The 26,046-nt window shown below is 73.7% G+C and carries 28 protein-coding genes; 10 read left to right on the top strand and 18 right to left on the bottom strand.

From position 1 onward, the window contains the following. Positions 1 to 186 precede the first annotated feature (186 nt). Complete coding sequence (locus VGP36_06195; GenBank protein ID HEV7654313.1) at positions 187 to 1,284, top strand: ABC transporter ATP-binding protein; 1,098 nt, start codon at positions 187 to 189, stop codon at positions 1,282 to 1,284. On the opposite strand, the gene VGP36_06200 is transcribed toward VGP36_06195, so the two are convergent. Then, entirely contained in the window at positions 1,281 to 2,138 is an 858-nt protein-coding gene (locus VGP36_06200; protein HEV7654314.1) for a ParB/RepB/Spo0J family partition protein, read from the bottom strand. The genes VGP36_06195 and VGP36_06200 overlap by 4 nt on opposite strands. 128 nt (positions 2,139 to 2,266) lie before the next feature. Between VGP36_06200 and VGP36_06205 the strand changes: the two genes are divergently transcribed. Continuing rightward, the gene (locus tag VGP36_06205) at positions 2,267 to 3,358 is read left to right on the top strand and encodes a GDSL-type esterase/lipase family protein (protein ID HEV7654315.1); all 1,092 of its coding nucleotides are present in this window, start codon (positions 2,267 to 2,269) and stop codon (positions 3,356 to 3,358) included. Here the strand turns inward: VGP36_06205 and VGP36_06210 are convergent. From VGP36_06210 to VGP36_06220, 3 genes are all read right to left on the bottom strand, one after another. Beyond that, positions 3,351 to 4,307, bottom strand: coding sequence for a carbohydrate kinase (locus VGP36_06210; GenBank protein HEV7654316.1), 957 nt, complete (start codon positions 4,305 to 4,307; stop codon positions 3,351 to 3,353). The two genes, VGP36_06205 and VGP36_06210, sit on opposite strands and share 8 nt — an antisense overlap. Positions 4,308 to 4,325: 18 nt before the next feature. Beyond that, on the bottom strand, positions 4,326 to 4,775 hold the full coding sequence (locus VGP36_06215) for an Lrp/AsnC family transcriptional regulator (GenBank protein ID HEV7654317.1): 450 nt from the start codon (positions 4,773 to 4,775) through the stop codon (positions 4,326 to 4,328). Positions 4,776 to 4,906: 131 nt separating this feature from the next. Further along, positions 4,907 to 6,001: a Xaa-Pro peptidase family protein gene (locus VGP36_06220; protein HEV7654318.1), complete on the bottom strand. Its 1,095-nt coding sequence runs from the start codon at positions 5,999 to 6,001 to the stop codon at positions 4,907 to 4,909. A gap of 32 nt (positions 6,002 to 6,033) precedes the next feature. Here VGP36_06220 and VGP36_06225 point away from each other — a divergent pair, with 32 nt between their 5' ends. After that, complete coding sequence (locus VGP36_06225; protein HEV7654319.1) at positions 6,034 to 6,930, top strand: 5'-3' exonuclease; 897 nt, start codon at positions 6,034 to 6,036, stop codon at positions 6,928 to 6,930. A gap of 186 nt (positions 6,931 to 7,116) precedes the next feature. On the opposite strand, the gene add is transcribed toward VGP36_06225, so the two are convergent. Further along, positions 7,117 to 8,199, bottom strand: coding sequence for an adenosine deaminase (gene add / locus VGP36_06230; protein ID HEV7654320.1), 1,083 nt, complete (start codon positions 8,197 to 8,199; stop codon positions 7,117 to 7,119). A 211-nt stretch (positions 8,200 to 8,410) separates the two neighbouring features. On the opposite strand from add, the gene VGP36_06235 reads away from it, so the two are divergent. From VGP36_06235 to VGP36_06245, 3 genes are all read left to right on the top strand, one after another. Then, the gene (locus VGP36_06235; GenBank protein ID HEV7654321.1) at positions 8,411 to 9,457 is read left to right on the top strand and encodes a saccharopine dehydrogenase; all 1,047 of its coding nucleotides are present in this window, start codon (positions 8,411 to 8,413) and stop codon (positions 9,455 to 9,457) included. After that, on the top strand, positions 9,450 to 10,613 hold the full coding sequence (locus VGP36_06240) for a saccharopine dehydrogenase C-terminal domain-containing protein (GenBank protein ID HEV7654322.1): 1,164 nt from the start codon (positions 9,450 to 9,452) through the stop codon (positions 10,611 to 10,613). Before VGP36_06235 ends, VGP36_06240 begins: the two co-directional genes overlap by 8 nt. A 253-nt stretch (positions 10,614 to 10,866) precedes the next feature. Beyond that, entirely contained in the window at positions 10,867 to 11,277 is a 411-nt protein-coding gene (locus VGP36_06245) for a Rid family detoxifying hydrolase (protein ID HEV7654323.1), read from the top strand. Positions 11,278 to 11,338: 61 nt separating this feature from the next. Here the strand turns inward: VGP36_06245 and VGP36_06250 are convergent, their stop codons facing one another. After that, on the bottom strand, positions 11,339 to 11,971 hold the full coding sequence (locus VGP36_06250) for a hypothetical protein (GenBank protein ID HEV7654324.1): 633 nt from the start codon (positions 11,969 to 11,971) through the stop codon (positions 11,339 to 11,341). Between the two features lie 157 nt (positions 11,972 to 12,128). Here VGP36_06250 and VGP36_06255 point away from each other — a divergent pair, with 157 nt between their 5' ends. Continuing rightward, positions 12,129 to 12,356, top strand: coding sequence for a hypothetical protein (locus VGP36_06255; protein ID HEV7654325.1), 228 nt, complete (start codon positions 12,129 to 12,131; stop codon positions 12,354 to 12,356). Between the two features lie 90 nt (positions 12,357 to 12,446). Further along, the gene (locus tag VGP36_06260) at positions 12,447 to 13,010 is read left to right on the top strand and encodes a dihydrofolate reductase family protein (GenBank protein ID HEV7654326.1); all 564 of its coding nucleotides are present in this window, start codon (positions 12,447 to 12,449) and stop codon (positions 13,008 to 13,010) included. A gap of 73 nt (positions 13,011 to 13,083) precedes the next feature. Here VGP36_06260 and VGP36_06265 read toward each other — a convergent pair whose 3' ends face one another. The 12 genes from VGP36_06265 to pafA form a co-directional block, all read right to left on the bottom strand. Then, the gene (locus VGP36_06265) at positions 13,084 to 14,184 is read right to left on the bottom strand and encodes a DUF4333 domain-containing protein (protein ID HEV7654327.1); all 1,101 of its coding nucleotides are present in this window, start codon (positions 14,182 to 14,184) and stop codon (positions 13,084 to 13,086) included. Positions 14,185 to 14,243: 59 nt separating this feature from the next. Then, entirely contained in the window at positions 14,244 to 14,933 is a 690-nt protein-coding gene (locus VGP36_06270) for a DUF4333 domain-containing protein (GenBank protein HEV7654328.1), read from the bottom strand. Between the two features lie 3 nt (positions 14,934 to 14,936). Beyond that, positions 14,937 to 17,600, bottom strand: coding sequence for a DEAD/DEAH box helicase (locus VGP36_06275; GenBank protein HEV7654329.1), 2,664 nt, complete (start codon positions 17,598 to 17,600; stop codon positions 14,937 to 14,939). Between the two features lie 73 nt (positions 17,601 to 17,673). Continuing rightward, positions 17,674 to 18,315, bottom strand: coding sequence for an MOSC domain-containing protein (locus VGP36_06280; protein HEV7654330.1), 642 nt, complete (start codon positions 18,313 to 18,315; stop codon positions 17,674 to 17,676). A gap of 13 nt (positions 18,316 to 18,328) precedes the next feature. Continuing rightward, a complete protein-coding gene (locus VGP36_06285; GenBank protein ID HEV7654331.1) occupies positions 18,329 to 19,204 on the bottom strand; it encodes a YegS/Rv2252/BmrU family lipid kinase in 876 nt (291 codons plus the stop codon). A 45-nt stretch (positions 19,205 to 19,249) separates the two neighbouring features. Continuing rightward, positions 19,250 to 20,146, bottom strand: a complete 897-nt coding sequence (tatC, locus tag VGP36_06290) for a twin-arginine translocase subunit TatC (GenBank protein HEV7654332.1) — start codon at positions 20,144 to 20,146, stop codon at positions 19,250 to 19,252. 43 nt (positions 20,147 to 20,189) lie between these two features. Then, positions 20,190 to 20,501, bottom strand: a complete 312-nt coding sequence (gene tatA / locus VGP36_06295; GenBank protein ID HEV7654333.1) for a Sec-independent protein translocase subunit TatA — start codon at positions 20,499 to 20,501, stop codon at positions 20,190 to 20,192. An 89-nt stretch (positions 20,502 to 20,590) separates the two neighbouring features. Further along, positions 20,591 to 20,779 (bottom strand): hypothetical protein, encoded by a 189-nt coding sequence (locus tag VGP36_06300; GenBank protein ID HEV7654334.1) that lies wholly within the window; start codon positions 20,777 to 20,779, stop codon positions 20,591 to 20,593. Positions 20,780 to 20,814: 35 nt separating this feature from the next. Beyond that, the gene (locus tag VGP36_06305) at positions 20,815 to 21,762 is read right to left on the bottom strand and encodes a WYL domain-containing protein (GenBank protein HEV7654335.1); all 948 of its coding nucleotides are present in this window, start codon (positions 21,760 to 21,762) and stop codon (positions 20,815 to 20,817) included. Beyond that, a complete protein-coding gene (locus VGP36_06310) occupies positions 21,759 to 22,781 on the bottom strand; it encodes a WYL domain-containing protein (GenBank protein HEV7654336.1) in 1,023 nt (340 codons plus the stop codon). The genes VGP36_06305 and VGP36_06310 overlap by 4 nt, the downstream gene beginning before the upstream one ends. Before the next feature lie 75 nt (positions 22,782 to 22,856). Continuing rightward, complete coding sequence (locus VGP36_06315; protein ID HEV7654337.1) at positions 22,857 to 22,982, bottom strand: hypothetical protein; 126 nt, start codon at positions 22,980 to 22,982, stop codon at positions 22,857 to 22,859. Between the two features lie 45 nt (positions 22,983 to 23,027). Further along, complete coding sequence (gene pafA / locus VGP36_06320; protein HEV7654338.1) at positions 23,028 to 24,386, bottom strand: Pup--protein ligase; 1,359 nt, start codon at positions 24,384 to 24,386, stop codon at positions 23,028 to 23,030. A 420-nt stretch (positions 24,387 to 24,806) separates the two neighbouring features. Here pafA and VGP36_06325 point away from each other — a divergent pair, with 420 nt between their 5' ends. Both VGP36_06325 and VGP36_06330 read left to right on the top strand, forming a co-directional pair. Further along, complete coding sequence (locus VGP36_06325) at positions 24,807 to 25,484, top strand: hypothetical protein (protein ID HEV7654339.1); 678 nt, start codon at positions 24,807 to 24,809, stop codon at positions 25,482 to 25,484. A gap of 92 nt (positions 25,485 to 25,576) precedes the next feature. Beyond that, positions 25,577 to 26,046: hypothetical protein (locus VGP36_06330; GenBank protein ID HEV7654340.1), on the top strand; the 470-nt coding region annotated here is incomplete at its 3' end.

The following is a 26,046-nucleotide window of genomic DNA, read 5'->3' on the forward strand; positions in this document are numbered from 1 at the left end:
CGCTGGTGTTCCAGCGCCGGCTGGTGGCCGGGCTGACCGCGGGCGTGGTGACCCGGTGAGCGGGAGGTCGGGCGCGGCGGCGTCCGGACCGCAGCGCCTGCCGGCCCCACGGCGGCGCCCACCGCGGAGGCCCGGCGGGAAGACGCCGGCCGGGGCGCCCGACCGGGAGCGAACAGAGGCAACACGGTGAGCGGGCTGACGCTGGAGAAGCTGTCCGCCTGCGGTGAGGACAGGCGCGGGGCGGTGCTGCACGAGGTCGACCTGACCGTGGCCGACGGCGAGGTGCTGACCGTGGTCGGGCCGTCCGGGTCGGGCAAGAGCACGCTGCTGCGGGCGCTGGTGGGGCTGGCCGACGTACCGCAGGGGCGGCTGCTGCTCGACGGCGAGGAGGCCACCGACTGGGCCCCGGCCGAGCGGGACATGGCGATGGTCTTCCAGGACCACGCGCCGTACCCGCACCTGCGGGTCCGGGACAACTTGGCGCTGCCGCTGCGGCTGGCCGGGCTGCCGGGGGCGGAGATCGCCGGCCGGGTCCGGGAGGTGGCCGACCGGCTGGGGCTCGGTGTGCACCTGGACCGGTGGCCGCGGCAGCTGTCCGGCGGGCAGCGGCAGCGGGTCGCGCTCGGGCGGGTGCTGGTCCGGGCCGCGCCGGCCGCGTACCTGCTGGACGAGCCGCTCAGCGCGGATCCCGCGGTGCACGCCGGGCTGCGCGCGATGATCGCCGGCACCACGACGGTCTGGGCCACGCCCGACCCGGCCGAGGCGGTGGCCGTCGGCGACCGGATCGCCGTGCTGCGGGACGGCCGGCTGGCCCAGGTCGGTACGGCGCGCGAGCTGGCCGAGCGGCCCAGCACGCTGTGGGTCGCGGCCATGGCCCCGCTCAACGTGCTGCGCGGCACGATCGGGGACGGGCAGCTGCGGCTGCCGATGGCCTCGCTGCCGTTGGCCGGGCGGCCGCCCGGCGACGTGCTGGTCGGGATCCGCCCGGCCGACCTCACCGAGCCCGACACTGACTCTGGGTCCGACGCGGGGCCGGGCGCCGACTCCGGGTCCGGCTCCGGGTCCGGCGGCGTCCGGGTGCCGATGCTGGTCGCCGCCGGCGTCGGCCCGGACGGTACGGCGACGCTGCGGCACCCGGCGCTGGCCCGCGCGGCCGAGGAGGACCCGGCGCTGTCGCCGACGCTGCGGGCCCGGGTCGATCCCGGCGGACGCCGGTCCGTACCGGTGCTGCTGGACCCGGCCCGGATGCTGCTGTTCGACCCGGAGACCGGCGCGGCGCTCTAGTGCGGGCGGGCGAGCGGGCGGGCGCCGCGCAGCCGCTCGATCGTCTCGTCGTCCCAGGAGTGGCTGCGCAGCAGCTGATAACGCTCGCAGGACAACCGCAGGTAGCCCTCGGCGTCGCTGTCGTCGGTGAGCAGGTCGTTGGTGCGCAGCAGCTCGACCGCCGGCTCGTACTCCTCGGTGAACCAGGCCTCGGCCGCCTGCCGCCGGTCCAGGAACGTCTGCCGCTGCTGCATGTAGCGGAAGGCCCAGGCCTCGACCATCTCGGCCAGCGTCCCGTACGCCGACGCGGAGTGCAGGTCGATCCGGCCCCGCATCCGCGGCGGGAGCGGCACCCGCTCCGCGAACACCCGCTGGTGCCCCTTGGTCGGCAGGTCCTCCAGCCGCAGGTCCTGGTCCGCGCCGACCGCGGTCAGCACCTCGGTCACGTGCGCGTTGATCGTCTTCCAGCCCAGCGCCCGGGCGACCGCGACCCGGTGGTGGCCGTCGATGACGAAGTGCACGTCGCCGACCCGGTAGACGTCGATCGGCGGCATCTCCTCGCCCCGGCGCAGCGCGGCGTCGATGCGGGCGAAGCGGCGCTCCATCTCGTCCGAGGTCGGCCGGAACAGCCGGTCGAAGCCGGTGCTGCGGTCGACCGACCCGACCACCGAGTCCACGTCGATGACCTGCTCGCCGAGGTCGCGCTCGCCGCGCCGGCCGAGTGCGGCCACCACCTCGTCGAAGGGCAGCAGCACGTCGTACGTCGCCGAGCGGCCGTGCAGCCGGCGCCGGACCGCGGACATGGCCGCGCGCCGCCGCGCCCGCAGGAAGTCGTCGCGGGCGTCCTGGACCGGGAAACCGGTGTCGAGTGCCATCGCTGCCCAGTCTGACGCCCGAACGTGTCCGGCAACAGGCGTCCAGGTAACACGTCCGGCTCTGTACTCACCGGTAGCTGTCCGGACAAGATCGAGGAACCCCCTCGAATCGGAAGGCAGGTGGCATCGTGGCCGCTGCTCTTTCCTCCCCCGTACGCCGGCTGGTCGCGCTGGCCGGCGGGACCGTCCTGACCGCCGGACTCCTCATCGCCGCGTCCGCGGGCCCGGCCGCGGCCGGGCCCGGGTCCGCGTCCACCGCCGTGGTCGCGCTGGGCGACAGCGCGATCTCCGGCGAGGGCGCCGGCGCGTACGAGCCCGGCACCGACGGCCCCGGCGGTGACTTCTGCCACCGCTCCACCCGCGCGGAGATCCAGCGCACGACGATCGCCGGCATCCAGGCCAGGGTCAGCCTGGCCTGCTCCGGCGCCGCCTCCTCGGACGTACGGATCAACGGCACCACGCACTACACCGAACTGTCACAGGCCGATCGGCTGCGCGGTGTTGCTCAGGCGAACGACGTGAGGATGGTTGTGCTGCAGGTCGGCGCGAACGACGACCCGCAGTTCGCCGACACGGTGTTCTCCTGCGTCGAGGCCTGGGCCAACCCGTTCGGCCCCGGCTGCGCGTCCTCGCTGGCCGCCTCCTGGCCGGGCCGGGTCGCGGCGATGGCACCCAAGGTCGAGGCGGCCGTGAACGACGTCCGCACGGTCATGCGCGGCGCCGGCTACGCCGACTCGTCGTACCAGTTCGTGCTGCAGTCGTACGCCTCGCCGTTCACCGAGAACATGAACTCGATCACGCACGCGTTCGAGGGCTGCCCGATCCGGCTCGCGGACGCGAAGTTCTCCCGGACCCAGGCCGTGGGCCAGCTGTCCGCGGCGTTGCGCGGGGTCGCGCAGCGCACCGGCGTCCGGTTCCTGGACCTGGCCCGGGCGACCGAGGGGCACGAGGCCTGCAACCGGTCGGTGCCGGCCGCGCAGCGCTGGATCACGCCGCTCACGGTCGACGCGGGCACGCTGCTGCACTCGGCCGACCCGAGCCACATCGTGCAGCAGTCGTTCCACCCGAACGCGGCCGGGCACGCCCAGCTGGGCCGCTGCCTGACCGAGTTCTTCGGTGACGGGCTGGCCGAGGGCTCCTGCGTGGCCGGGGCCGACGGCAACCTGCACGCGGTCGCCGGCATCACCGCCCCGACCGTGCGGGCGGCGGCGGTCAGCTGATCCCCTCCGGGCGCGGGTTCTCCGCCTCGGCCACCTCGGCCAGGGTCGGCGGGTCCGCGCCCGGACGCGCGCAGGTCAGCGCGGCCACCAGCCCGGCCCGGTCCAGTACGCCGGGCAGGTCGATCCCGGCCAGCCCCGCCCCGCCCCGGCCGAGCGCGCCCCGCTCGGCCAGCGCCCCCAGCAACCCCGAGCTGAACGCGTCCCCGGCGCCGACCGTGTCGACCACGGTCACCTCCGGCGCGTCCCGGTGCACGGCGTTGCGGCCCGGGGCCAGCGCCACCGCGCCGTCCGGGCCGAGCGTGACCACGACCAGGGCCGGGCCGGCCGACAGCCACCGGTTCGCCGCCGCCACCGGCTCGTCGCCGGGGTAGAGCCAGGCCAGGTCCTCGGAGCTGACCTTGACCAGATCGGCCAGCGCGACCACCCGCTCGACCGCGGCCCGGCCGGCCTCGGCCGGCCCGCGCTTGGCCATCCGTACGTTCGGGTCGTAGCTGATCGTGGTCCGGCCCGCGGCCTTGGTCCGGGCCAGCAGGTCCACCACCCGGGCCGCGCCCGGCTCCAGCTCCAGCGCGAGCGAGCCGGTGTGCAGCGCGAGCGTGTCCGGGCCCACGACGCCGGCCAGCTCGTCCTCGGTCCACTGCCAGTCGGCGGTGCCCTCGGTCCAGAAGTCGTACGCCGCGACGCCGGCCTCGTCCACCGTGGCGACCGCGAGCGTGGACGGCTGGGGGGCGGCGACCAGGTGCCGGGCGTCCACGTGGGAGGCGAGCAGGTGCTCCCGGAACATCGCGCCGAACGCGTCCCCGGACAGCCGGGCCGCCAGCGACACCGGCTGCCCCAGCCGGCCCAGGCCGACGGCCACGTTGAGCGGGCTGCCGCCCGGGTGGGCGACGTAGCGCCGGTCCCCCTCGGCGACCAGGTCGACGATCGCCTCACCCAGCACGGTCAGCATGATCCGACCCTAACCGGGTCAGACCGGCGGCGGGCGGTCCTCGTACGGGGTGGAGAGCACGACCGTCGTCCGGGTCGAGACGTTCGCCCGGGCCCGGATCGCCTGCAGCAGCGACTCCAGCGCGCCCGGCCCCTCCACCCGCACCTTGAGGATGTACGACTCGTCCCCGGCCACGCTGTGGCAGGCCTCGAGCGCGGTCAGCCCGGCCAGCCGGTCCGGCACGTCGTCCGGCTCGGCCGCGTCGATCGGCTTCACCGAGACGAACGCGGTCAGCGGCAGGCCGAGCAGGTCCGCGTCGACGCGGGCGCCGTAGCCGCGGATCACGCCGCGCTGCTCCAGCCGCCGCACCCGCTGGTGCGCGGCCGAGACCGACAGGCCGACCCGCTCGGCCAGGTCCGTGTAGCTGGCCCGGCCGTCCGCGGTCAGCTCCTGCACCAGGCGGCGATCGACCGCATCGAGCTGTTCCACTCCGAGGACGCTACTCAACAGTTCGGCACTCCGGGCGCATCGTAGGGCGAGGAGGTCGCGGCGGAGGCGGACATCCTCGCGATCGCGGCGGCGGCGGTGGCGCTGCCGGTGGACTACGGGTGGCTGGGGGGTCAGAGGCGGACGAGGGCGTGGGTGGTGCGGTTGAGCCGCTCCACCCCGTCCTCGGTCACGACCACGATGTCCTCGATGCGGGCGCCGTGCTGGCCGGTCAGATAGATGCCGGGTTCGATCGAGAACGCCATGCCCGGCTCCAGCACCTGCGTGTTGCCGCCGACGATGTACGGGTCCTCGTGGGTGAGGACGCCGATCCCGTGGCCGGTGCGGTGCACGAACGCCTCGCCGTACCCGGCCGCGGTGATGACGTCCCGGGCGGCCGCGTCGACCGACCCGGCCGTCACCCCGGGCCGGACCGCCCGTACCGCGCTCTCCTGGGCCTCGGCCAGCACCGGGTAGTAGGCGGCGAAGTCCGCCGGCGGCTCCCCCAGCACGTACGTGCGGGTCGAGTCCGAGCAGTAGCCCTCGGCCGTGGTGCCGCCGATGTCGACGACGACCGGCTCGCCGGGCTGGATGACGCGGTCGGAGACCTCGTGGTGCGGGCTGGCGCCGTTCGGGCCGGAGCCGACGATCGTGAAGTCCACGCTCGTGTGCCCCGCGGCCAGGATCGCCTCGGCCAGGTCCCGGCCGACCTCCCGCTCGGTCCGGCCCGGGCGCAGCCACTCGCCCATCCGCCGGTGCACCCGGTCGATGGCCGCGCCGGCGGCCCGCAGCGCCGCGACCTCGTCCGGGGCCTTGCGTATCCGCAGCGGGCCGAGCACCGGGCCGGCCAGCACCTGCTCGGCCTCCGGCAGCGCCGTCCGCAGGCCCAGCACCTTGGCCGCGTGCAGGTAGTCGTCGACCGCGACCCGCCCGGGCCGGCCCAGCTGCTTGGTCACCAGCCCGTACGGGTCCTCGCCGTCGGTCCAGTCCAGGATCTCCAGCCCCAGCGCGCCGATCGGGGACGCGAGCGCGGACGGCCGCTCCAGCCGCGGCACGACCAGCACCGGGTCGCCGGTCGCGGGCAGCACCAGCAGCACCGCACGCTCGCTGAGATGGGCCGCGTAGCCGGTCAGGTAGCGCAGGTCCGCGCCGGGTCCGATCAGCAGCGCGTCCAGGCCGGCGGCCGCGGTCGCGGTCCGGGCCCGGACCAGGCGGTCGGCGAAATCCACGGCATCGAGTGTGCCAGGGTGGACCGGTGCTGATGTTGCTGGACTCGGCGAGCCTCTACTTCCGCGCGTTCCACGGCGTACCCGAGTCGGTCACCGCGCCCGACGGGACCCCGGTCAACGCGATCCGCGGCTTCCTGGACTCGATCGGGTTCCTCGTCCGCAGCCGCCGGCCCGACCGGCTGGTGGCCTGCCTGGACCTGGACTGGCGGCCGAAGTTCCGGACCGATGCGGTGCCGTCGTACAAGGCCCACCGGATCAGCCCGAAGGGCGGCGAGACCGTGCCGGACACGCTGGTGCCGCAGATCCCGATCATCCTCGACGTGCTGGACGCGCTCGGCATCGCCGCGGTCGGCAGTGAGGGCTTCGAGGCCGACGACGTGATCGGCACGATCGCGCACAAGGCCCGCGGCCCGGTCGAGGTGGTCAGCGGCGACCGCGACCTGTTCCAGGTGGTCCGGGACGAGCCTCCGGTGCACGTCCTGTACGTCGGCAAGGGCGTCCGCAACCTGCAGGTGATGGGCGAGAAGGAGGTCGCGGAGAGGTACGGCGTGCCCGGCCGGGGCTACGCGGACTTCGCCGTGCTGCGCGGGGACCCGAGCGACGGGCTGCCGGGCGTGAAGGGCGTCGGCGAGAAGTCGGCCGCCGCACTCGTCTCGAAGTTCGGCTCGCTGGACGCGATGGTCGCGGCGCTCGACTCGGGATCGGACGCCGGCTTCCCGGCCGGCTCCCGGACCAAGCTGGCCGCCTCCCGGGACTACCTGGCCGCGGCGCCGGCGGTGGCCCGGGTCCGGACCGACGCCGGCCTGCCGGCGTACGACGACATCCTGCCGACGCAGCCGGCCAAGCCGGAGCGGCTGGTCGAGCTGGGCGAGAAGTGGGGCCTCGACTCCGCCCTCAACCGCCTCCTCGACGCCATGTCCACCAGGTAGGTCCCGACCCGTCTCGCCGGCCCGGCCGGTCTGCCGGCCCGTGCGGCCTCACAGCCGGGATTTCAGCACGGCGACCTCGGGCGACGGGTCGAAGCCGTGCTCGATCAGCCAGCGGATCGCCCGCAGGCTTCGCCACGACCACCACGCGCGACTGACCGCGCAGCCGCAGGTTGTGTGGGTCCACGATCACTCGGGAGTGGCGGCGTGGCCGGGATGAGCGGGCTCGGTCAGGGGCCGGAGCTGGGTGGCCGCCGCTTGGACCCGGGCGGTCAGCTGGGTCCGGTCGGTGGCATCGAGCCAGGTCGCTTCGACGCCGTCCAGTGCGATCGCGACCATGTCGTCCCAGCAGTAGTGGTACGCGGCCTGGACCGCGGCGTACTCGGTGGCCAGGTCCAGGTCGATCATCGCGGGGTCGTCGGTGTTGAGCGTCGCCAGCAGTCCGGCCGCGCGCATCGCCGCGTACGGATGGTCCTCCAGCCGTTGGACGGCGTTGGCGATGCGGATGTTGGAGGTCGGGCAGACGGTGAGCGGGATCCGCCGGTCCGCCAGCCGGCGAGTGAGCTCAGGATCGTCCAGCAGCGACAGGGCGTGGTCGATCCGTTCGGCGCCGAGCTGGTCGACGCAGGCCGCGATCGTCGCCGGCGGGGTGTTCTCGCCCTGGTGCGCGGTGCGGCGCAGTCCCGCCCGGCCGGCCAGCCGGTAGGCGTCGGCGAAGTCGACCGGGTCCACGCCGAGTTCGGTGGAGTCCATGCCGATGCCCAGCACCCGCTCGGTGCCCGGGGCGTTGCCGCGTCGTAGCTCCACCAGCTGCTCGATCAGCTCCCGACCGGCGGCACCGCCGTACGCGCGGTCCATGTCGCAGATCAGCATGATCCGCGTCCCGGTCTCGTTCTCACCGGCGGACAGGCCCTCGGCCAGCCCGGCGACGATGGCGGCGAGGTCCTGCCCGGCGGCAAGGTGCCGGGCCGGGGTGAAGAACGTCTCCCGGTAGACCACTCCGGCGGCGGCCGCGTCGAGCACCGACTCGTACGCCAGCCGCGCCCAGTCGGCCCGGGATCCGAGCGTCGACTGCACGAGCCAGAACACCCGCAGGAAGTCGTCCAGGCTGACGTAGTGGTACAGCTCGGTGGGATCGTCGGTCGGCAGGGTGAGCCCGTTGCGGGCGGCCAGCTCGGCCACCGTGCCCGGCCGCATGGTGCCCTCCACGTGGCAGTGCAGCTCCACCTTCGGCAGCAGCGCCAGGGGCCCACTGGTCTGATCCGGCAGCATGCTTCTCCATCTGCTCGACCCGCTACGTCGTCGCTCGATCCGACCGGAGTCTCCCAGGTTCGCCGCGGCAGAGTCGTACGTTCACCGGGCCGGCTGCCCACTCCCGATACGCTGGGCCCGTGTTCGGGGTGGTCTGACCCGCGGATGCGTGTCGGCCCGGACGGTTGCCGACAGGCCCCAGGGCCGATCCGTACGGACAGGAGAACGCGACATGGCTGACAGCCTCCATCTGTGGCTGCGTCAGGAGGCTTCGGCGGTCGAGGAGCGCGCGCCGGTCGTCCCCGGCGACGCGGCCGCGCTGGTCGGCAGTGGCATCGCGGTCACCGTGGAGGAGGCCCCGCAGCGGGCCTTCGCGGCGCAGGAGTACGCGGCGGCCGGCTGCCGGATCGTCCCGGCCGGCAGCTGGCCCGACGCGCCGCCCGACACCGTCGTGATCGGGCTGAAGGAGCCGTCGGCGCAGACCTGGCCGCTGCGGCACCGGCACGTCTTCTTCGGTCACGCGTACAAGGGACAGGCGGGCGGCCGGGACGCACTGCGGCGGTTCGTGGCCGGCGGCGGAACCCTGCTTGACCTCGAGGCGATGGTGGACGACAGCGGCCGCCGGGTCGTCGCCTTCGGCTACTGGGCCGGGTACGCCGGCGCGGCGCTGGCCGTCCTGCAGCACCGCGGCGCGCTGGACCGGCCGTTGCGCTCGACCTCCCGGGACGAGCTCGACGCCCGGCTGCGCGGCCCGTCCGGACCCGGGCGCGCGCTGGTCATCGGCGCCCTCGGCCGGTCCGGCCGCGGCGCCCTGGAGGCCCTGCAGGTGGCCGGCATGCCGGCCACGGCCTGGGACGTCGAGGAGACCCGCACGCTCGACCACGACGCGCTGCTGGGCCACGACATCCTCATCAACACGATCGTCGCCGACCGCCCCGGTCCCCCGTTCCTGACCCACGCCGATCTGGACCGCGCCGGCCGCACGCTGCGCACCGTCTCCGACGTCACCAACGACGTGACCTCGGACGCCAACCGGCTGCCGGTCAACGACAAGGTCACCACCTGGGCCGAGCCGGTACGCCGGCTGCACCGGGAGCCGCCCGTGCTCGACATGGTCGCGATCGACAACCTGCCCTCGCTGCTCCCGCGCGAGTCCAGTACCACGTTCTCCGGGGACCTGACCCCGTACCTGCGCGGGCTGCCCGACGACCCGGTGTGGGTCCGATGCCGTGCGGCCTTCGAGGAGGCCGTCGCCCGGCAGGACGCGACCGATGACTGAGCCGGCCATGTCGGTGCCGCCGACCGGGCGGGTGCACTGGGTCGGCACCGGGATGTCCACCGGCAGTGGCCTCGGGCTCGTCTGCGCCGGGGCCGAGACGGTGCTCTGGGGCCGTACGGAGGACAAGGCCCGCAACCGCCTGGCCACGCTGGGGCTGGCCGGCCGCGCGGCGACCCGGGCGTTCACCGCCGACGCGCTGGCGGCGAAGCTGGCCGAGGGCGACCTCGTGGTGTCCATGCTCCCGCCGGCCGAGCATCCCGATCTGCTGCGGCTGGCGATCGGGCGCGACGCGCACTTCGCCTGCTCCAGCTACCTCAGCCCCGGCATCGCCGGGCAGGCCGGCGCGGCCGCGGCCCGCGGCCTCGTCGTGCTCACCGAGATCGGCCTGGACCCGGGCATCGACCACCTGCTGGCGCACCGGCTCGTCCGGGCGGCCCGGCAGGCGGCCGGCGACGAGCCCGCCACGGTGCGGTTCACCTCGTACTGCGGCAGCAATCCGGCCGTGCCGAACGACTTCCGCTACCGGTTCAGCTGGGCTCCGCGCGGCGTGCTCACGGCGCTGCTCACGCCGGCCCGGGGTATCCAGGGCGGGCAGGTCGTGGCCGTGGACCGGGCGTGGGAGGCGGTCCGGCCGGTCACCGTCGCCGGGGAACCGTTCGAGGTCTACCCCAACCGCGACAGCATCCCGTACGTCGAGGCGTACGGGATGCCGGAGACCTGGACGCTCGAGACGTTCACCCGCGGCACGATGCGCCTGGACGGCTGGAGCACGGCCTGGCAGGGCCTGTTCGGCGAGCTGGCCGGGGCCGACGACCAGCGCCTCACCGAGCTGGCGGCCGGGCTCGCCGAGCGGTACCCGACCTCCGCGTCCGACCGCGACCGGGTGGTCATGTCGGTGAAGCTGGAGATCCGCTGGAGTGGGGACCGCAGCTGGACCGGCGAGTACGTGCTCGACGCCGAGGGCACCGACGCCGAGGCCGCCACGCCGCGGCTGGTCTCGGTGCCGCTGGCGTGCGGGATCCTCGAGATCGTCGCGGGACGGGTGGCACCGGGCCTGCACCGGGCCGCCGCGGATCCGGAGTCCGTCGAGCGGTGGCTGGCCCGGCTCGCCGAGCAGGGCATCGTCGCCGAGTACCACGGAGACCCGATCCCCTAGCCCGCCGCCACAGGGGCGCCGGCGAGAGCGCCGGACTCGGACGTACCGGGATGTCGTGCGGTCCCGTGGGCACGCGGCAGGATGACCCGGTGATCCGACGCCGCTTCCTGGTCCTGCACGGCTGGCGGAACCGTCGCCCTCGGCCCCTGGATCCCGATGCCGGCTACGGAGCCTGGCCGTCCGTCCGAGCGTGGTGCCAGGACCCGGCCGCCCGACTCGTCGCCCACCGAATTCCCGAGAGGACACACCGAGGATGACCATCCGACAGGCGATCTCGACCGACCGCGCCCCGGCCGCGCTCGGGGCCTACAGCCAGGCGATCGTGGCCGGCGCGTTCGTGTTCTGCTCGGGCACCGCTGGCATCGAGCCGGTCACCGGCGCGATCCCGGAAGGCATCGAGGCTCAGACCGAGCAGGCGCTGCAGAACCTCACCGCGGTGCTCGCCGCCGCGGGTGCTTCCTGGGCGGACGTGGTCAAGACGACGATCTTCTACGCCGACGCAGCCGACTTCGCCCGGCTCGACGCCGTCTACGCCCGGTACATGCCGGACCCGCCGCCCGCCCGCTCCGCGCCGGCCAACGTGCGGCTTCCCCGCGGCCTGCTCGTCTCGATCGAGGCGATCGCGGTCCGTCCGGACGCCGGGAGTGCGGGCTCACCCGCGTGAGGAACAGGATCGGAACTCACCGGTCGTCCAAGGACCCGGCGGAACTGCCGGCGACGCTCGGTCAGGATCGTTCCGCGGAAGGGTGGATGACCGGCTCGTAGCCGGAGCCGAGGGTGGCGACGGCGGCTCGGGGGGTACGGACGGTGATCTCGGCGGGAAAGCCGGCGCGGCGGCGGGCCGGGGCGTAGCCGGAGAAGGACCAGCGGTGCAGGGAGTCGCCGAGCACGAGCCAGAAGGCGTCGTCGTGCTCCACGATCGTGCCGTCGGGCAGCGAGGCGAGCGGGGCGACGTGGGTGAGCGGACCGGACGGGCCGAGGCGGTCGGCGTGCAGCCGGCGGTCGATCTCCCCGGCCGAGGATCCCGCATCCGGGAGGGCCCGGACCCAGGCTGCCTTGAAACGCCGGTAGTCCCGGTGGCGGCACTCGCCGCACGGACGGTGCCCGGCGGCGAACGCGGTCGCCTCGTCCAGGAAGTACAGCTCGGTGAGCCGGTCCGGTCGCCACTGCGTACGCCGTCGCCCCTTGAACTCCAGTACGCACACCAGCCAGTTGCGGCCGCGCGACCGGCGGGCGAGCTCGCCGCGCGCGTCGAGCAACCGGCCCCGGTTGCCCCAGAACAGGCCACGGTCGGCGACGGCGTGCATCGAGCCGTCCGGGGCGACGCGGTTGGCGCGGCCGCTCGCATTCGCGCTCACGACGCAGGACTACCACGGGCCTCCGACAATCCGGCCGCGGCCCGGGCCGACGCGGTCCACCATGGCGCCGGCCTCGGCGTTCGGGTCGGGAGCGTCGTCACCCGGCCCAGGGCAGTCGCACGAAACAGCAGACGGCGCGGGCGGCAGAATGCCTCTCGTGAAGCAGCGGCTGGCGTCCACGCGGCTGGCCGACGGGACCGAGATCGCGTACGCGATCGCCGGACAGCTGTTCGCGCTCGCCGCATCCGCGTACATCGCGGTCGGCGTCCACTTCGAGGAGCGCGACCTGCGCCGCAACCTCGGAACCGCGTACGGGGACTACGCCCGGGACGTGCCCCGATTCGTGCCCGGCGCCGCCCGGCCGGTCGCACGATCACGACGGTGAGGGTGCTGGGAGTCGGCGATCGCGGCCTGCTCCCGCGGAAAGTCGTCCCCGGCCGGTAGAACAACGGGGTCAGCCGATCGGGAGGTCCCTGTGCGCAAGGTCGTTCTCTACACCCTGATGTCCCTCGACGGTGCCGTCGACGACCCGGCCCGGTACTTCCTGCCGGGTCAGGAGCCCGGGCAGGCGCCCGGGTTCGACGCGGTGATGGAGGACAACGAAGAGAGGATCATCGGCGCGCAGGATGCGGTGCTGCTGGGCCGCCGGATGTACGACGAGTGGTCGCGTTACTGGCCGGCCGTCGAGGACCAGCCGTTCGCCGATTTCATCAACCGGGTCAAGAAGTACGTCGTGACGTCCACGCCGCTGCCGGACGGATGGTCCCACTGCGAGGCGGTCGGGGGGCCGGTGGAGGACCTGGTGCGCGACCTGAAGGCCCGGCCCGGCGGCGACATCGGCGTCCACGGCAGTATCCGGCTGGCACGGTCGCTGCTCGAGGCGGGACTGGTCGACGAGTTGCGGTTGGTGGTCGGTCCGGTGGTGGGGTTCTCGGGCCGCCGGCTGTTCGCGAGCACCGACGACATCCGCCGGCTCGAGTTGCGGAGCGCGACATCGACGCCCACCGGCAGCCTCCTGCTGGCCTACCGCGTGCCGTGAGGCGGCCGGCGCGCCCTGGCCGGACGCGAAACGGGCCCTTCCCCGGGAGGGAAGGGCCCGTTCGCGAGTGGGTCTAGGAGCCGGTCGGGCGCCAGGTGTAGTCGCCGTCGTTCGACGCGACGGTCACCTGGATCTTCTCCGAGCGCCCGGTGATGTCGCAGGTGAACGTCGAGCCCTTGGAGACCTTCTGGTCCGTGGGGCAGTTCACCGCGACCGACGAGTCGCCGAACTTCTCCTTGTACTGCGAGGAGATCGTCGAGTTCAGCGCGGTGGCGTCGAAGACCTTCGGCCGCAGCGCCAGGAATCCGAACACGCCGACGAGCACGATCAGCACCGCGACCACGCCGAGCACCGCGTAGAGCACGCCGCGGCCGCCCTTCTTGGCCGGGGCCGCGGTCGAGCCCGGGAACTGCGTCTGCTGGTAGCCCGGCTGCCCGTACGCAGGCTGGCCGTAGGTCTGCTGCGGCTGCTGCCCGTACGACGGGAACTGGGTCGTGGACTGCGGGCTGTACTGGTCGTAGCCCTGCTGGCCCGGGTAGCCGGCGCCGGCCTGCTGCCCGTAACCGGCCTGGCCGTACTGCTGGCCGGACTCGTACCCGGGCTGGGCCTGCTGGCCCCAGCCCTGCTGCTGGTTGTAGTCCTGCTGCTGGTTGTAGTCCTGCTGCCCGTACGCCGGCGGGGAGCCGAACTGCTGGGTCGGCTGGGCGCCGTAGCCCTGCTGGCCGCCGCTCCACTGCTGGGTCGGCTGCGAGCCGGACTGGTAGTCCGGCTGCGCGGGCTGCTGCCCGTACTCGGGCTGGGCCGGCTGCTGGCCGTAGCCCTGCTGCCCGTAGTCCTGCTGCTGGCCGTAGCCCGGCTGCTGGCCGGACTGGTAGTCGGGCTGCGCGGGCTGCTGCCCGTACTGCTGGCCCGAGGGGTAGCCGCCCTGCGGCTGCTGGCCGGAGGGGTAGCCCTGCTGGCCCGGCTGCTGGCCCGGCTGCTGGCCCCAGCCCTGCTGCTGCCCGTAGTCCTGCTGCTGGCCGGACGGGTAGCCGCCGGGCGGCGGCTGCTGACCGTACTGCGGCTGCGCCGGCTCCTCGGCCTGCTCCTCCGGGCGGAACTGCCCGTACGGCTGCTGCCCGTAGGGCTGCTGGCCGCGCTGCGGGTCCTGCTCGGGCGGCTGCCCTGGCTGCATCGTGGTCTCCTCCACCTGCCCGTGCTTCGCTCGTCCGGCGACGAGACGCGCAACAGACCCTACGCGGTTCCCAGTGCCCAGGTGTACTTGCCCGAGCTGTCCACAAGTGTCACGGTAACTGGCTTTTTACTGCCCGTGATATCGGTCGCAATGCACGCGAATCGTACCCCGGCTTCGAGTCGTTGGTCGCCCGGGCAGCTGACGGTGACCGCTCCCCCGCCGCGGGCGGACAGATCGGCGCTCACCGCCTGCTGCACGCTGCCGGTGTCGACGTAGCGCGGGCGGGTCAGCCAGAGCGCCGCCCCGCCCCCGACCAGCACGAGGACGACGACGACCAGCCCGACGATCGTGACCCGGCGGGCCAGCGACGGGTCCTCCGGCGGCGGCTCGGGCGCGGGCGGCGGCTCCTCCTCCGGTCCGTAGCCGGGCGGCTGGACCGCGACGGCGAACTCCCGGGAGGAGCCCGGCGCCCCCTTCGGGGGCGCCGCCAGCCCCGGCCCGATCCGCGTCGACCCCGCGTCCGGCCGAAGACCCGCGTCCGGCCGAAGACCCGCGTCCGGCCGAAGACCCGCGTCCGGCCGAGCCCCGTCGCCCGGCCGAGGACCGTCGCCCGGCCGAGGACCCGCGCCCGGCCGAGGACCCGCGTCCGGCCGGGGAACCGGGTCCAGCGGCGTGTTGCAGCGTACGCAGGCAGGCGCGCCCGGCGGGCTGAGCGTGAGGCAGGTCTTGCAGGTCATCCCGTCCGGCACGGGTCAGACCGTACCGGCCGAGGCGACCACGCCCCGCCGCAGCGCCGACACCGCGGCCCGGGCCGTCGTGCCCAGCGCGGCGTCCGGCCCGGCCACCGCCGCGAGCTGGTCGAGCAGGTCCAGCAGCTGCTTGCACCAGCGGACGAAGTCGCCGGCCGAGAGCTCCTGCCCGGCCGTCGCCGACGAGCTCAGCACCCGGTCCAGCGGCTCCCCCCGGGCCCACCGGTACGCGGCCCAGGCGAAGCCCGGATCCGGCTCGCGGGTCAGCGCCAGCCCGTGCCGCTGCTCGTCCTCCTCCAGCTCGGTCCACAGCCGCCGGGTCTCCTCCAGCGCGGTCCGGACCTGGCCCTCGGGCAGCCGGACCGGGGCCTCGGCCTCCCGGCGGGACTCGTAGAGCAGCGCGGACACCGAGGCGGCCAGCTCGGCCGCGGACAGCGTCTCCCAGACGCCGGACCGGACGCACTCGGCCACCAGCAGGTCGGACTCGGACCAGATCCGGGCCAGCTGCCGGCCGGCGTCGGTCACCCCGCCGGCGTCCTTGCCCGAGCCGGACAGGTAGCCGCGGGCGGTGAGCAGCGCGCAGACCTGGTCGAAGGTCCGGGCGATGGAGTGGGTCCGGTTGTCCACCCGGTGCCGCAGGCCGTCGGTGTCGCGGCGCAGCCGCCCGTACCGCTCGGCCCAGCGGGCGTGCTCCTCCCGGTCCGCGCAGCCGTGGCAGGGGTGCTGCCGGATCTCCCGCCGCAGCCGGGCGATCTCGGCGTCGTCGGCCGCGGCCGAGCGGCCCTTCCCCGGCCGCGGCGCGTCCTCGGGCCGGGCGTTGCGCAGGGTCGAGGCCAGGTCCCGGCGGGCCTGCGGGGAGCGGTGGTCGAAGTGCTTGGGCACCTTGACCCGGGCCAGCGGCTCGACCGGGGTCGGGAAGTCGATCGGGGACAGCCGGCCGGCCCACCGGTCCTCGGTCACCACCAGCGGGCGGGTCTCCCGGGCCGGGTGCACGCCCGGGTCGACGACCACGGCCATCCCGGACCGCTTCCCGCTCGGCACCCGGATCACGTCGCCGGGCTTGAGCCGCTCCAGCGACTGCTCGGCCGCGGCCCGGCGCTGGGCCGCGCCCTCCCGGGACAGCGCCGACTCGCGCTCCTTCAGCTGCGCCCGCAGCGCCGCGTACTCGGCGAAATCGCCGAGGTGGCAGCGCATCGCCTCCTCGTACCCGGCCAGCGCGTCGTCGTTGCGGTCCACCTGCCGGGCCAGCCCGACGACCGCGCGGTCGGCCTGGAACTGGGCGAACGAGCGCTCCAGCAGCTGCCGGGCCTGCGACCGGGACAGCTGCCGGGACAGGTTGACGGCCATGTTGTACGAGGGCCGGAACGACGACCGCAGCGGGTACGTCCGGGTCGAGGCCAGCCCGGCCACCTGCTCCGGGTCGACCCCGGGCGACCAGAGCACGACCGCGTGCCCCTCGACGTCGATGCCGCGCCGCCCGGCCCGCCCGGTCAGTTGGGTGTACTCCCCCGGCGTCACGTCCGCGTGCGTCTCGCCGTTGAACTTGACCAGCCGCTCCAGCACCACCGACCGGGCCGGCATGTTGATGCCCAGTGCCAGCGTCTCGGTCGCGAAGACCGCCTTCACCAGCCCGCGGGCGAACAGCTCCTCGACGGTCTCCTTGAACGTCGGGATCAGGCCGGCGTGGTGCGCGGCCACCCCGCGCTGCAGCCCGTCCAGCCACTCCCAGTAGCCCAGCACGTCCAGATCGTCCGGGGCCAGGTTCGCCGTGTACGCCGCCGCCACCTCGCGGACCTCGGCCGCCTCGGCCGGCGAGTTCAGCCGCAGCCCGGCGGCCACGCACTGGGCCACCGCGGCGTCGCAGCCGGCCCGGCTGAAGATGAACGTGATCGCCGGCAGCAGGCCGTCGCGGTCCAGCCGCTCGATGACGTCGAAGCGGGCCGGCGGCCGCCAGCCGCCGGGCCGGCCGCCGCGCCGGCGGGGCTCGGTGTAGCGCTCCCGGTCCCGGACGTACCGGACCAGGTCGGGGTCGACCTCCTTGGCCATCTCCCCGCCCCGGAAGAGGTCGAAGATCCGGGAGCCGACCATCATGTGCTGCCAGAGCGGCACCGGCCGGTGCTCGTCGACGACCACCTTGGTGTCGCCGCGGACGGTGACCAGCCAGTCGGCGAACTCCTCGGCGTTGCTCACCGTCGCCGACAGCGAGACCAGCCGGACCGAGGCCGGCAGGTGGATGATCACCTCTTCCCAGACCGCGCCGCGGAACCGGTCGGCCAGGTAGTGCACCTCGTCCATGACGACGTAGCCGAGGTTGCCGAGCGCGCGGGAGCCGGCGTAGAGCATGTTGCGCAGCACCTCGGTGGTCATCACCACGATCGGCGCGTCGCCGTTGACCGAGTTGTCGCCGGTGAGCAGGCCGACGTTGCCCGGCCCGTACCGGTCGACGAGGTCGTTGTACTTCTGGTTGGACAGCGCCTTGATCGGCGTCGTGTAGAAGCACTTGCGGCCCTCGGTCAGCGCCAGGTGCACCGCGAACTCGCCGACCACGGTCTTGCCGGCCCCGGTCGGCGCGCAGACCAGCACGCCGAAGCCGTCCTCCAGGGCCTCGCAGGCCTCGGTCTGGAACGGGTCGAGCTCGAACGGGTAACCGGCGGTGAAGTCGGTCAGGGTGGGCCGGTCGCGCCGCCGGCGGGCCGCCGCGTACTGCTCGGCCGGACTGGTCACCGCTCCAGCGTACGGACTACCGGGCCGGGACCCGGCGCGCGGCCAGCGCGCGGATGTCCTCGGGCACCAGCGGCGCGTCCAGGAGCAGCCGCAGCAGGTCCGGCTCGACGGTCATCGCCCGGAACATGACGCCGATCGTGACCGGCGAGTCCGGCCGGTCGGTGACCGTGACCTCGTCCCCGGCCCGGACCTGCCCCGGCCGCAGCACCCGCAGGTACGCCCCGGGCACGCCGTGCCGGATGAACTCCGTGCTCCAGTGGTCCCGCCCGACCTGGTCGGTGAACGTCGCGCACGGGATCCGCGGGCAGGTGACCTGCAGGACCGTGCTGCCGACCCGCCAGATCTCGCCGGCGACCGCGCCGGTGACGTCGAGGCCGGCGGTGGTGAGGTTCTCGCCGAACCAGCCGCCCCGGATCGGCCGGCCGAGCCGCTCCGCCCAGACCTCGAGGTCCTCCCGGGCGTACCCGTAGACGGCCTGGTCCGGGCCGCCGTGGTTGGGCTTGTCGACGATCTCGTCGCCGGCCAGGCCGCTGCCGCCCCACCCCGGCACGGTGACCGCGACCGGCTCGGCGGTGGGGATCTTGTCGATCCCGCTGCGGCCGGTCTTCCCCGCGTACGGCTTCGGCACCCCGACGTTCACTGACTCGATGAAGCCCACCGCTCGACGGTACTCAGGGCACCAGCACCCGCAATGCCCGCCGGACGCAGGTGGTGGTGACGGGCAGCACGCCGATCGGCTCGCCGTCCGCGTACGCCGGCAGGTCGTCGGACTCCAGCGTCACCGACGCCGCCCGGTGCACGCTGACCTGCGCGTGCCGGACGTGGGTGCCGGCCCGGACCAGCGGCTTGAGCCGGGCCAGCGTCCGGCGCGGCATCGCCTCGGCGACCACGACGTCGAACACGCCGTCGTCCAGGTCCGCGTCCGGGGCGATCCGCATGCCCCCGCCGTAGCGCGGGCTGTTGCCGACGGCGACCAGCGTGACCAGCTGCGACGTGCTGACGCCGTCGAGCGTGATCCGCATCCGGTGCGGCCGCAGGTTGACGATCTCCAGGTACGCGGCCAGGTCGTAGCGGAACGGCCCGCGCGGGCGCCGCATCCGTTCGGCCCGGGCCACCACCTGGGAGTCGAAGCCGGCGTTGAGCACGCCGCCCCACCACTGGCCCTTCGCCGTCCGGCCGAGGTCGACCTCGCGGCTCCGGCCGGCCGCGATCACGGCGACGGCCGCACGCGGGTCGACCGGCAGCCCGAGCTCCCCGGCCAGGTCGTTGCCGCCGCCCGCGGGCACGATGCCGAGCGGCACGCCCGTCCCGGCCACGGCCTGCAGCGCGCAGTGCACGAGGCCGTCCCCGCCGACGGCGACCACGGCCTCGATCCCCTGCGCGACGGCGTCGGCGGCCAGCGCGGTGGACTCGGCGCCGGACTCCCCGGCCAGCACGAGCACGTCCATGCCGGCGCGGGTCAGCGCCTCCCGCACCGGCCCGGCGATCCGGGCGCCCCGCCCCCGCCCGGCCCGCGGGTTCGCCAGCAGAGCCACCGTCCACGCCACGGCGGAACCGTAGCGGGACGGTGGCTTCGAGCGGGGTGGGTCAGGTCAGCGGCGCGGCGGGTCGATCGCGTCGAGGTCGTCGATCGGCTGGATCGAGGTGTCCAGCGGCGAGACCTCGTCGTCGTCGAGCTCGCCGAGGCCGTTCTCGGCCTCGCGGCGGGCCTTGCGGCGGTCGTGCAGCCAGGCCAGCAGCACGGAGCCCTCGAACAGCAGGCTCATCGGGATGGCCAGCATGCACATGCTGATCGGGTCCTGGCTCGGCGTCGCCACCGCGGCGAACACGAAGATCAGGAAGATCGCCATCCGCTGCCACTTGATCAGGCGGCTCGCGGGGAGCACGCCGACCAGGTTGAGCATCGAGACCAGCAGCGGCAGCTCGAAGGCCGCGCCGAACACGAGCAGCATCGAGGTCACGAAGCTGACGTAGTTCGGCACCGCCAGGACCGCGACCGTCCCACTGCCGGCCAGGTTGACCAGCAGGGTCAGCGCCTTGCCGATGGTGAAGTACGAGATCACCGCGCCCGCGCCGAACAGCAGCGTCGCGGCGAACACGAACAGCGTGGTCCAGCGCTTCTCGTTCCGGCGCAGCCCGGGCGTCACGAAGGACCAGAGCTGGTAGAGCCAGAACGGCGAGGACAGGATGATCCCGCAGATCACGCCGATCTTCAGCCGCAGCACGAACCCGTCCAGCGGGCCGAAGAAGGCCAGCTGGCACTGGTTCGCCGACGTGACCCCGCTCGGGTTGAACCGCCGGTTCGCCGGAAGCTTGCAGTACGGCTCTTTGAGCAGGTCGAGGATCTGGGGATAGAAGATCCAGCCGACTACCGCACCGACGGCCACGAAGAACAGCGCCTTGATCAGGCGGCTGCGCAGTTCGGTGAGGTGGTCGCGCAGCGACATCGTGCCGTCCGGCGAGCGTGGGGTCGTCCGATTGCGACCCACGACCCTCCGCAGCACGTTGGGCATGGTCACTGCGCGGCCTACCTCAGCGAGTCTCGGACGGCGGCGGGACGTGCACCGGGCGCGGAGCGTCCGCGTACTGCGGCGGGGCCGGGGCGGCCGGCGGCGGGGTCGGCGCGGCGGCCGGCGGTGGGGTGGTCTCGCGCCGGTACTCCGCCTCGGCCCGCGACTCGAGGTCGCGGGGCGCCGGGTCCTCGCGCAGGCCCTTGGTCTCGGCCTTGAGGATGCGGGCCGAGCGGCCGACGGCGCGGGCCGCGTCGGGCAGCTTCTTGTAACCGAACAGCGCGAGGATCACGATCGCGATAATGATCAACTCTGGCGGACCAAGTCCGAGCATTGTGGGCCTGACCTCTCAGGAAGACGACGGCGTCATCGTACGACGGGAAGGCCGTCCATAACCGCTCCACGCCTGTGGTCGTGGAGTGTTCACCCGGCCCTATGCCGTCCTTGGGGGGTCTCCGGCCGCAATGACTCGATCTGGGGCATCAGGTCGGCCTGGACCTTCCCCACCGTCGTCTGCAGGCGTTTGAGCTGGCCATACAGCCCGTACGTCAGGATGCCGAGGAGCACGACGGAGACCCCCGCGACGGCCACCCAGGCGATGAGAACGGTCACCCTGGTCAGGTTAGACCCCCTCCCGCCCCCGAGTTTTAGGGGTAAGCGGAGAGGGCTTCCACGGCCTCCGCGCGGACCTGCTCGGCCAGCCACTGCGGCCCCACGACCTCGGCCGCCCCGCCCAGGCCGAGTACCAGCCGGCGCAGCCAGCTCGTGTCGGCGGCCCGCAGCGTGACCTCCAGCCGGCCGTCCGGCAGCGGCGCCACGGTCTCGCACGGGTAGTAGTCGGCCACCCACCGCCCGGGCTGGTCCAGCCGCAGCGTCACCAGCGGATGCTCCGGCGCGGGCTGGTAGACGCCTTCGGACAGGTCCCGCGGGACCGCGTCGGCCGGCGGGTCGGACGGCTCGTCCAGGATCCTGACCCCGTCGACCCGGTCGATCCGGAAGAACCGCATCGCCCGGACCGAGCGGCACCAGGCCTCCAGGTACCAGCGGCCGTCGGCCCAGCGCAGCCGGACCGGGTCCACGTCCCGCTCGGTGCTCTCGTCCCGGGCCGCCACGTAGTACGTCAGGTGCACGGCCCGGCCCAGGTCCAGCGCGCCGCGCAGCTGCGCCAGCACCCGGTCGGTCGGCTCGACCGCGACCGCGACCGCGCTGGCCGCCTCCACCGCTCCCCCGGCCGCGGCCTCGACCTTGGCCAGCGCCCGCTCCACCGCGCCCCGGTCGGTCAGCGCCGGCTCGTCCGCGAGCGTCCGCAGCGCCACCACCAGGGCCAGCGCCTCGTCCGCGGTCAGCCGCAGCGGGCGGGCCAGCCCGGCGTCGTGCCCGACGGTGACCGTGTCGCCCTCGAAGGACAGGTCGATCAGGTCGCCCGGGCCGTGCCCGGGCAGCCCGCACATCCACAGCAGCTGCAGGTCCCGGCGCAGCTGGGCCTCGGGCACGTCGAAGTCGGCCGCCACCTCCCCGACCCGGACGCCCGGATGGGCGAGCAGGTACGGCAGCAGCGCCAGCAGCCGCGGCAGCCGGTCCCCGGAGCCGCTCACGAGGCCACCTCGGGGGCGACGGCCGGAACGCCGCCCGGGGCGACGGCCGGAACGCCGGCCTGCGCCCGCAGCCGCCGGACGACCGCGTCCCGCACCTCGGGCGGCCCGTCGACGACCGCGGCCGCGCCCTGCCGGGCGACCCGGTCGGCCAGCCATTCGGGATCGTCGTAGCCGATCTCCAGCCCGTCCCAGTCCGAGCCGCGCTGGCCCGGGGTGACCGTGCTGGAGATCTTGCGCAGCCAGGTGCCCTGGCCGGCCCGGACCCGGACCCGGGCCGTGCGGGTGAAGCGCTGCGGCTCGGCCGCGACGACGTACTCGACCAGGTCGATGCCGGTCGGGACCTTGACCGCGCCGTCCGGGCCGACCGGCCGGACCGCGCCGACCACCCGGGACAGCCGGAAGCAGCGGGCCGCCTCGCGGCCGCGGTCGTGCCCGACCAGGTACCACCGGCCGCGCCAGGACACGACGCCCCAGGGCTCGACCTCGCGCTGCGACTCCTCGCCGCCGTACTTGCGGTAGGCGAAGCGGACCGCCCGGCCGGCCTGGACCGCGTCCAGGCACGGGTGCAGGGCCTCCTCGGCCGCGTCGACCCGCGGCTCGACGTCCAGGGTCCGGGCCGGCTCCACGTCCACCCCGCCGGCGCGCAGCTTCAGCAGTGCGCCGCGGGCGGCGTCCGCCAGCTCCGCGGACTGCCAGAGCCGGGCGGCCAGGCCCACCGCGGCGGCCTCGTCCGGCTCCAGCGACACCGCGGGCAGCTCGTAGTCGCGGCGGGCGATCCGGTAGCCCTCCTCGGTGTCGAAGATGCTGGTCCGCCCGGTCTCCAGCGGTACGCCGAGCTCACGCAGCTCGGACTTGTCCCGTTCGAACATCCGCTTGAAGGCGTCGTCGGCCCGGGTCGAGCCGTCGTCGGGCTCGTAGCCCGGCACCGCGGTCCGGATCCGCTCCGCGGTCAGGAACTGGCGGGTCGACAGCAGGCACAGCACGAGGTTGACCAGTCGCTCGGCCCGGCGCGACGACACCCGTCCAGACTAGTGCTCGGTGACGCCCCGCGTCCGCACCCGGCCGGGCCCCGCGCGGGCCCGGCCGGTCGCGACTCAGCCCCAGACGTCCGAAGCGCCGTCCTCAGGTCCTGGATGGTCTTGCTGAAGTTCGGCACCGTTCATGAACGCGGTCTGGTTGCCCACCGCCTGCCGGGCCAGCCCGATCGGGTCGTTGTTCATCGCCAGCAGGTCGTTCCTGCTGGCGGTGGCGCAGTTTTCGCGGCCTCACATGGAGGCGATGAGCTTCTCCACGCGCTCGTCCTGGGAACGGAACGGGTCCTTGCACAGCACGGTGCGCTGGGCCTGGTCGTTGAGCTTGAGATGCACCCAGTCGACGGTGAAGTCGCGCCGCTTCTCCTGGGCGCGCCGGATGAACTCGCCCCGCAGCCGCGCCCGGGTGGTCTGCGGCGGGGTGTTCTTGCCCTCGAAGATCGCCACGTCGGAGGCGACCCGGTCCACCATCCCCTTGCGCTCCATGAGGTAGTAGAGCCCGCGGCCGCGGTGGATGTCGTGGTACGCCAGGTCCAGCTGGGCGACCCGGGGCGAGGACAGCGTCAGCCCGTGCTTGGCCCGGTAGCGCTCGATCAGCTGGTACTTGGTGGCCCAGTCGATCTCCCGGTCGATCTGGGAGAGGTCGCCGCTGGCGATCGCGTCCAGGGTCCGGCCCCAGAGCTCGACCACCCGCTTGGACGTCGGGTCGCCGCCGCGCCGGTCGACGAAGTCGGCGGCCTTCTGGTGGTACTCGCGCTGGATGTCCAGCGCGGTCGCCTCCCGGCCGTTGGCCAGCTTGACCCGGCGCTTGGAGGTGATGTCGTGGCTGACCTCGCGGATGGCCCGGATCGGGTTCTCCAGGGTCAGGTCGCGGAAGACGATCCCGGCCTCGATCATGCGCAGCACCAGGTGGGTCGCGCCGACCTTGAGCAGCGTGGTCGTCTCGCTCATGTTCGAGTCGCCGACGATGACGTGCAGCCGGCGGAACCGCTCGGCGTCCGCGTGCGGCTCGTCGCGGGTGTTGATGATCGGCCGGGACCGGGTGGTCGCGCTGGAGACGCCCTCCCAGATGTGCTCGGCCCGCTGCGACACGGAGTACACCGCGCCGCGCGGCGTCTGCAGCACCTTGCCGGCGCCGCAGATCAGCTGCCGGGTGACCAGGAACGGGATGAGTACGTCGGCCAGCTTGGCGAAGTCGCCGTGCCGGCTGACCAGGTAGTTCTCGTGGCAGCCGTAGCTGTTGCCGGCCGAGTCGGTGTTGTTCTTGAACAGGTAGACGTCGCCGAAGATGCCTTCGTCGTGCAGGCGCTTCTGCGCGTCGACCAGCAGTCCCTCGAGGATCCGCTCACCGGCCTTGTCGTGCGCGATCAGGTCGGTGACCGAGTCGCACTCGCCGGTCGCATACTCCGGGTGGGAGCCCACGTCGAGGTAGAGCCGGGCCCCGTTGCGGAGGAAGACGTTGCTGCTCCGCCCCCAGGACACGACCCGCCGAAACAGGTACCGCGCCACCTCGTCCGGGGTCAGTCGCCGCTGCCCGCGGAACGTACAGGTCACGCCGTACTCGTTCTCCAGACCGAAGATTCGCCGGTTCACATCTCCCACACTACGGCGCGGTTCCGACAAGCGGGCCAGATCTCAGGCGCGCCGTATCGCGGCGTTATCCCTTTGATGCACCGCCGCGGGGCAACAATCGAGTCTCCGCCCGCATCGATCCATCGGAGGCATCGGCCTCCGACGACGCGAAGAAGGGCACACCAGATGATCAAGAACAGGCGAGCGTCAGGCGCGATCGCCGTCGGGGCACTCGCGGCGGGCACGCTGATCACGGGACCCGCGGGGGCGACTCCGGCGAGCACGACCAGCCAGTCCGCGGCCTGCTCACTGCGACTGGGCTCAGTCACGCCAGGTGGCGACCACACTCTGCAGAAGATCACCGCTACGCCGTCGGCCGGCGCCCGGCAGGTCGGCCCGAAAGACCTGTATGCGGACGGTCAGGCACACCTGCCCACCGCCGTGCGCACCGAACTCGTCGTACCGGCCGGAGAGCAGCGCACCGGTTTGGTCGCCCTCGGTACGCGGCTGTACGGCACCAGCTACATCACCGACGGCACCGGTACGGCGGTTGTGCCGGGCACCGTCAAGCAGACCCTGGTCGGCGGCGGCTGGGACGACCTGCACAAGTACGTCGAACTGAGCCGGTCCTCTACGGGGGGCATTGTCCGGTCCAACGCCTACTCGTTGATCAACCAGTTCACCGACGGCCTCATCGCTCGGTGGACGGTCACCTCGGCCGGCTGGAAGTACTACACGACCTTCGGCGGCTTCAAGGCGGTCAAGACGATGGCGCTGATCGGTCAGGGCAGCACGTACGACACGTTCCTGGCCACCACGAACGGCGGCGCGCTGTACACGGTCCAGGTGCCCACGGGCTCCGGCAAGCCGGTCGTGACGAAGGTGCGTACGTCGACCTGGCAGAGCTTCGAGACCCTGATCGCCGAGAAGTGCGGCAACTACGGCACCCTGCTGCTCGGCATCGACAAGAACACCGGCGCGGGCTACCTGTACGCCGTCAGCCACGCCAATGGCGCCGCAACGGTCATCAAGGGCCTCGGCAAGGTCCCGACCACCTTCCCAGCCACCGACTCCTACTTCCGGTACTACGACGCCGGCACCAACCTGACCGGCGCCTAACCACCCCAGGTCTCCACCCGGAGCAGGACCTCCGGGTGGAGATACCTGTAGATCAACCGACGTGCGAGCTTGAGCCTGACAGCGTCGTCACCATGAGACGACGAACCTTCCTCGCTGCGACCGCCGCCTCCGCTCTCCCGCTGCAGACCGCCTACGCGGCTCCAACCGACCTGACACTGCGCCTGCCTGCTCCCACCGGCCCCTGGCGCGTCGGTACTACTACTCGCACGCTGACCGACACGAAGCGCTCCGATCCCTGGAACGGCGCACCGACGCGGGAGCTCGCGCTAACGGTCTTCTACCCCGCGACCGACGTACGCGGCCATCGACGCGCTCCGCAGCTCGCACCAGCCGGAGCCAGCGTATTCAAGGGTTTGGACGCCGGCGTCCTCCACCCGGAGCTGCCGAGCAGCGGGGTGAACTGGGCGGCCACGCTGACCCATTCGTACGTCGATGCGCCCGCTCTTCCCGGCCGTCATCCCGCAGTGCTCTACAGCCCGGGCGGTGCGGACCCGCGGACCATCGGCACCCATGTAGCCGAGGACCTGGCCAGCCACGGCTA

The sequence above is a fragment of the Mycobacteriales bacterium genome, assembly GCA_035995165.1.
Lineage (GTDB): Bacteria > Actinomycetota > Actinomycetes > Mycobacteriales > CADCTP01 > CADCTP01.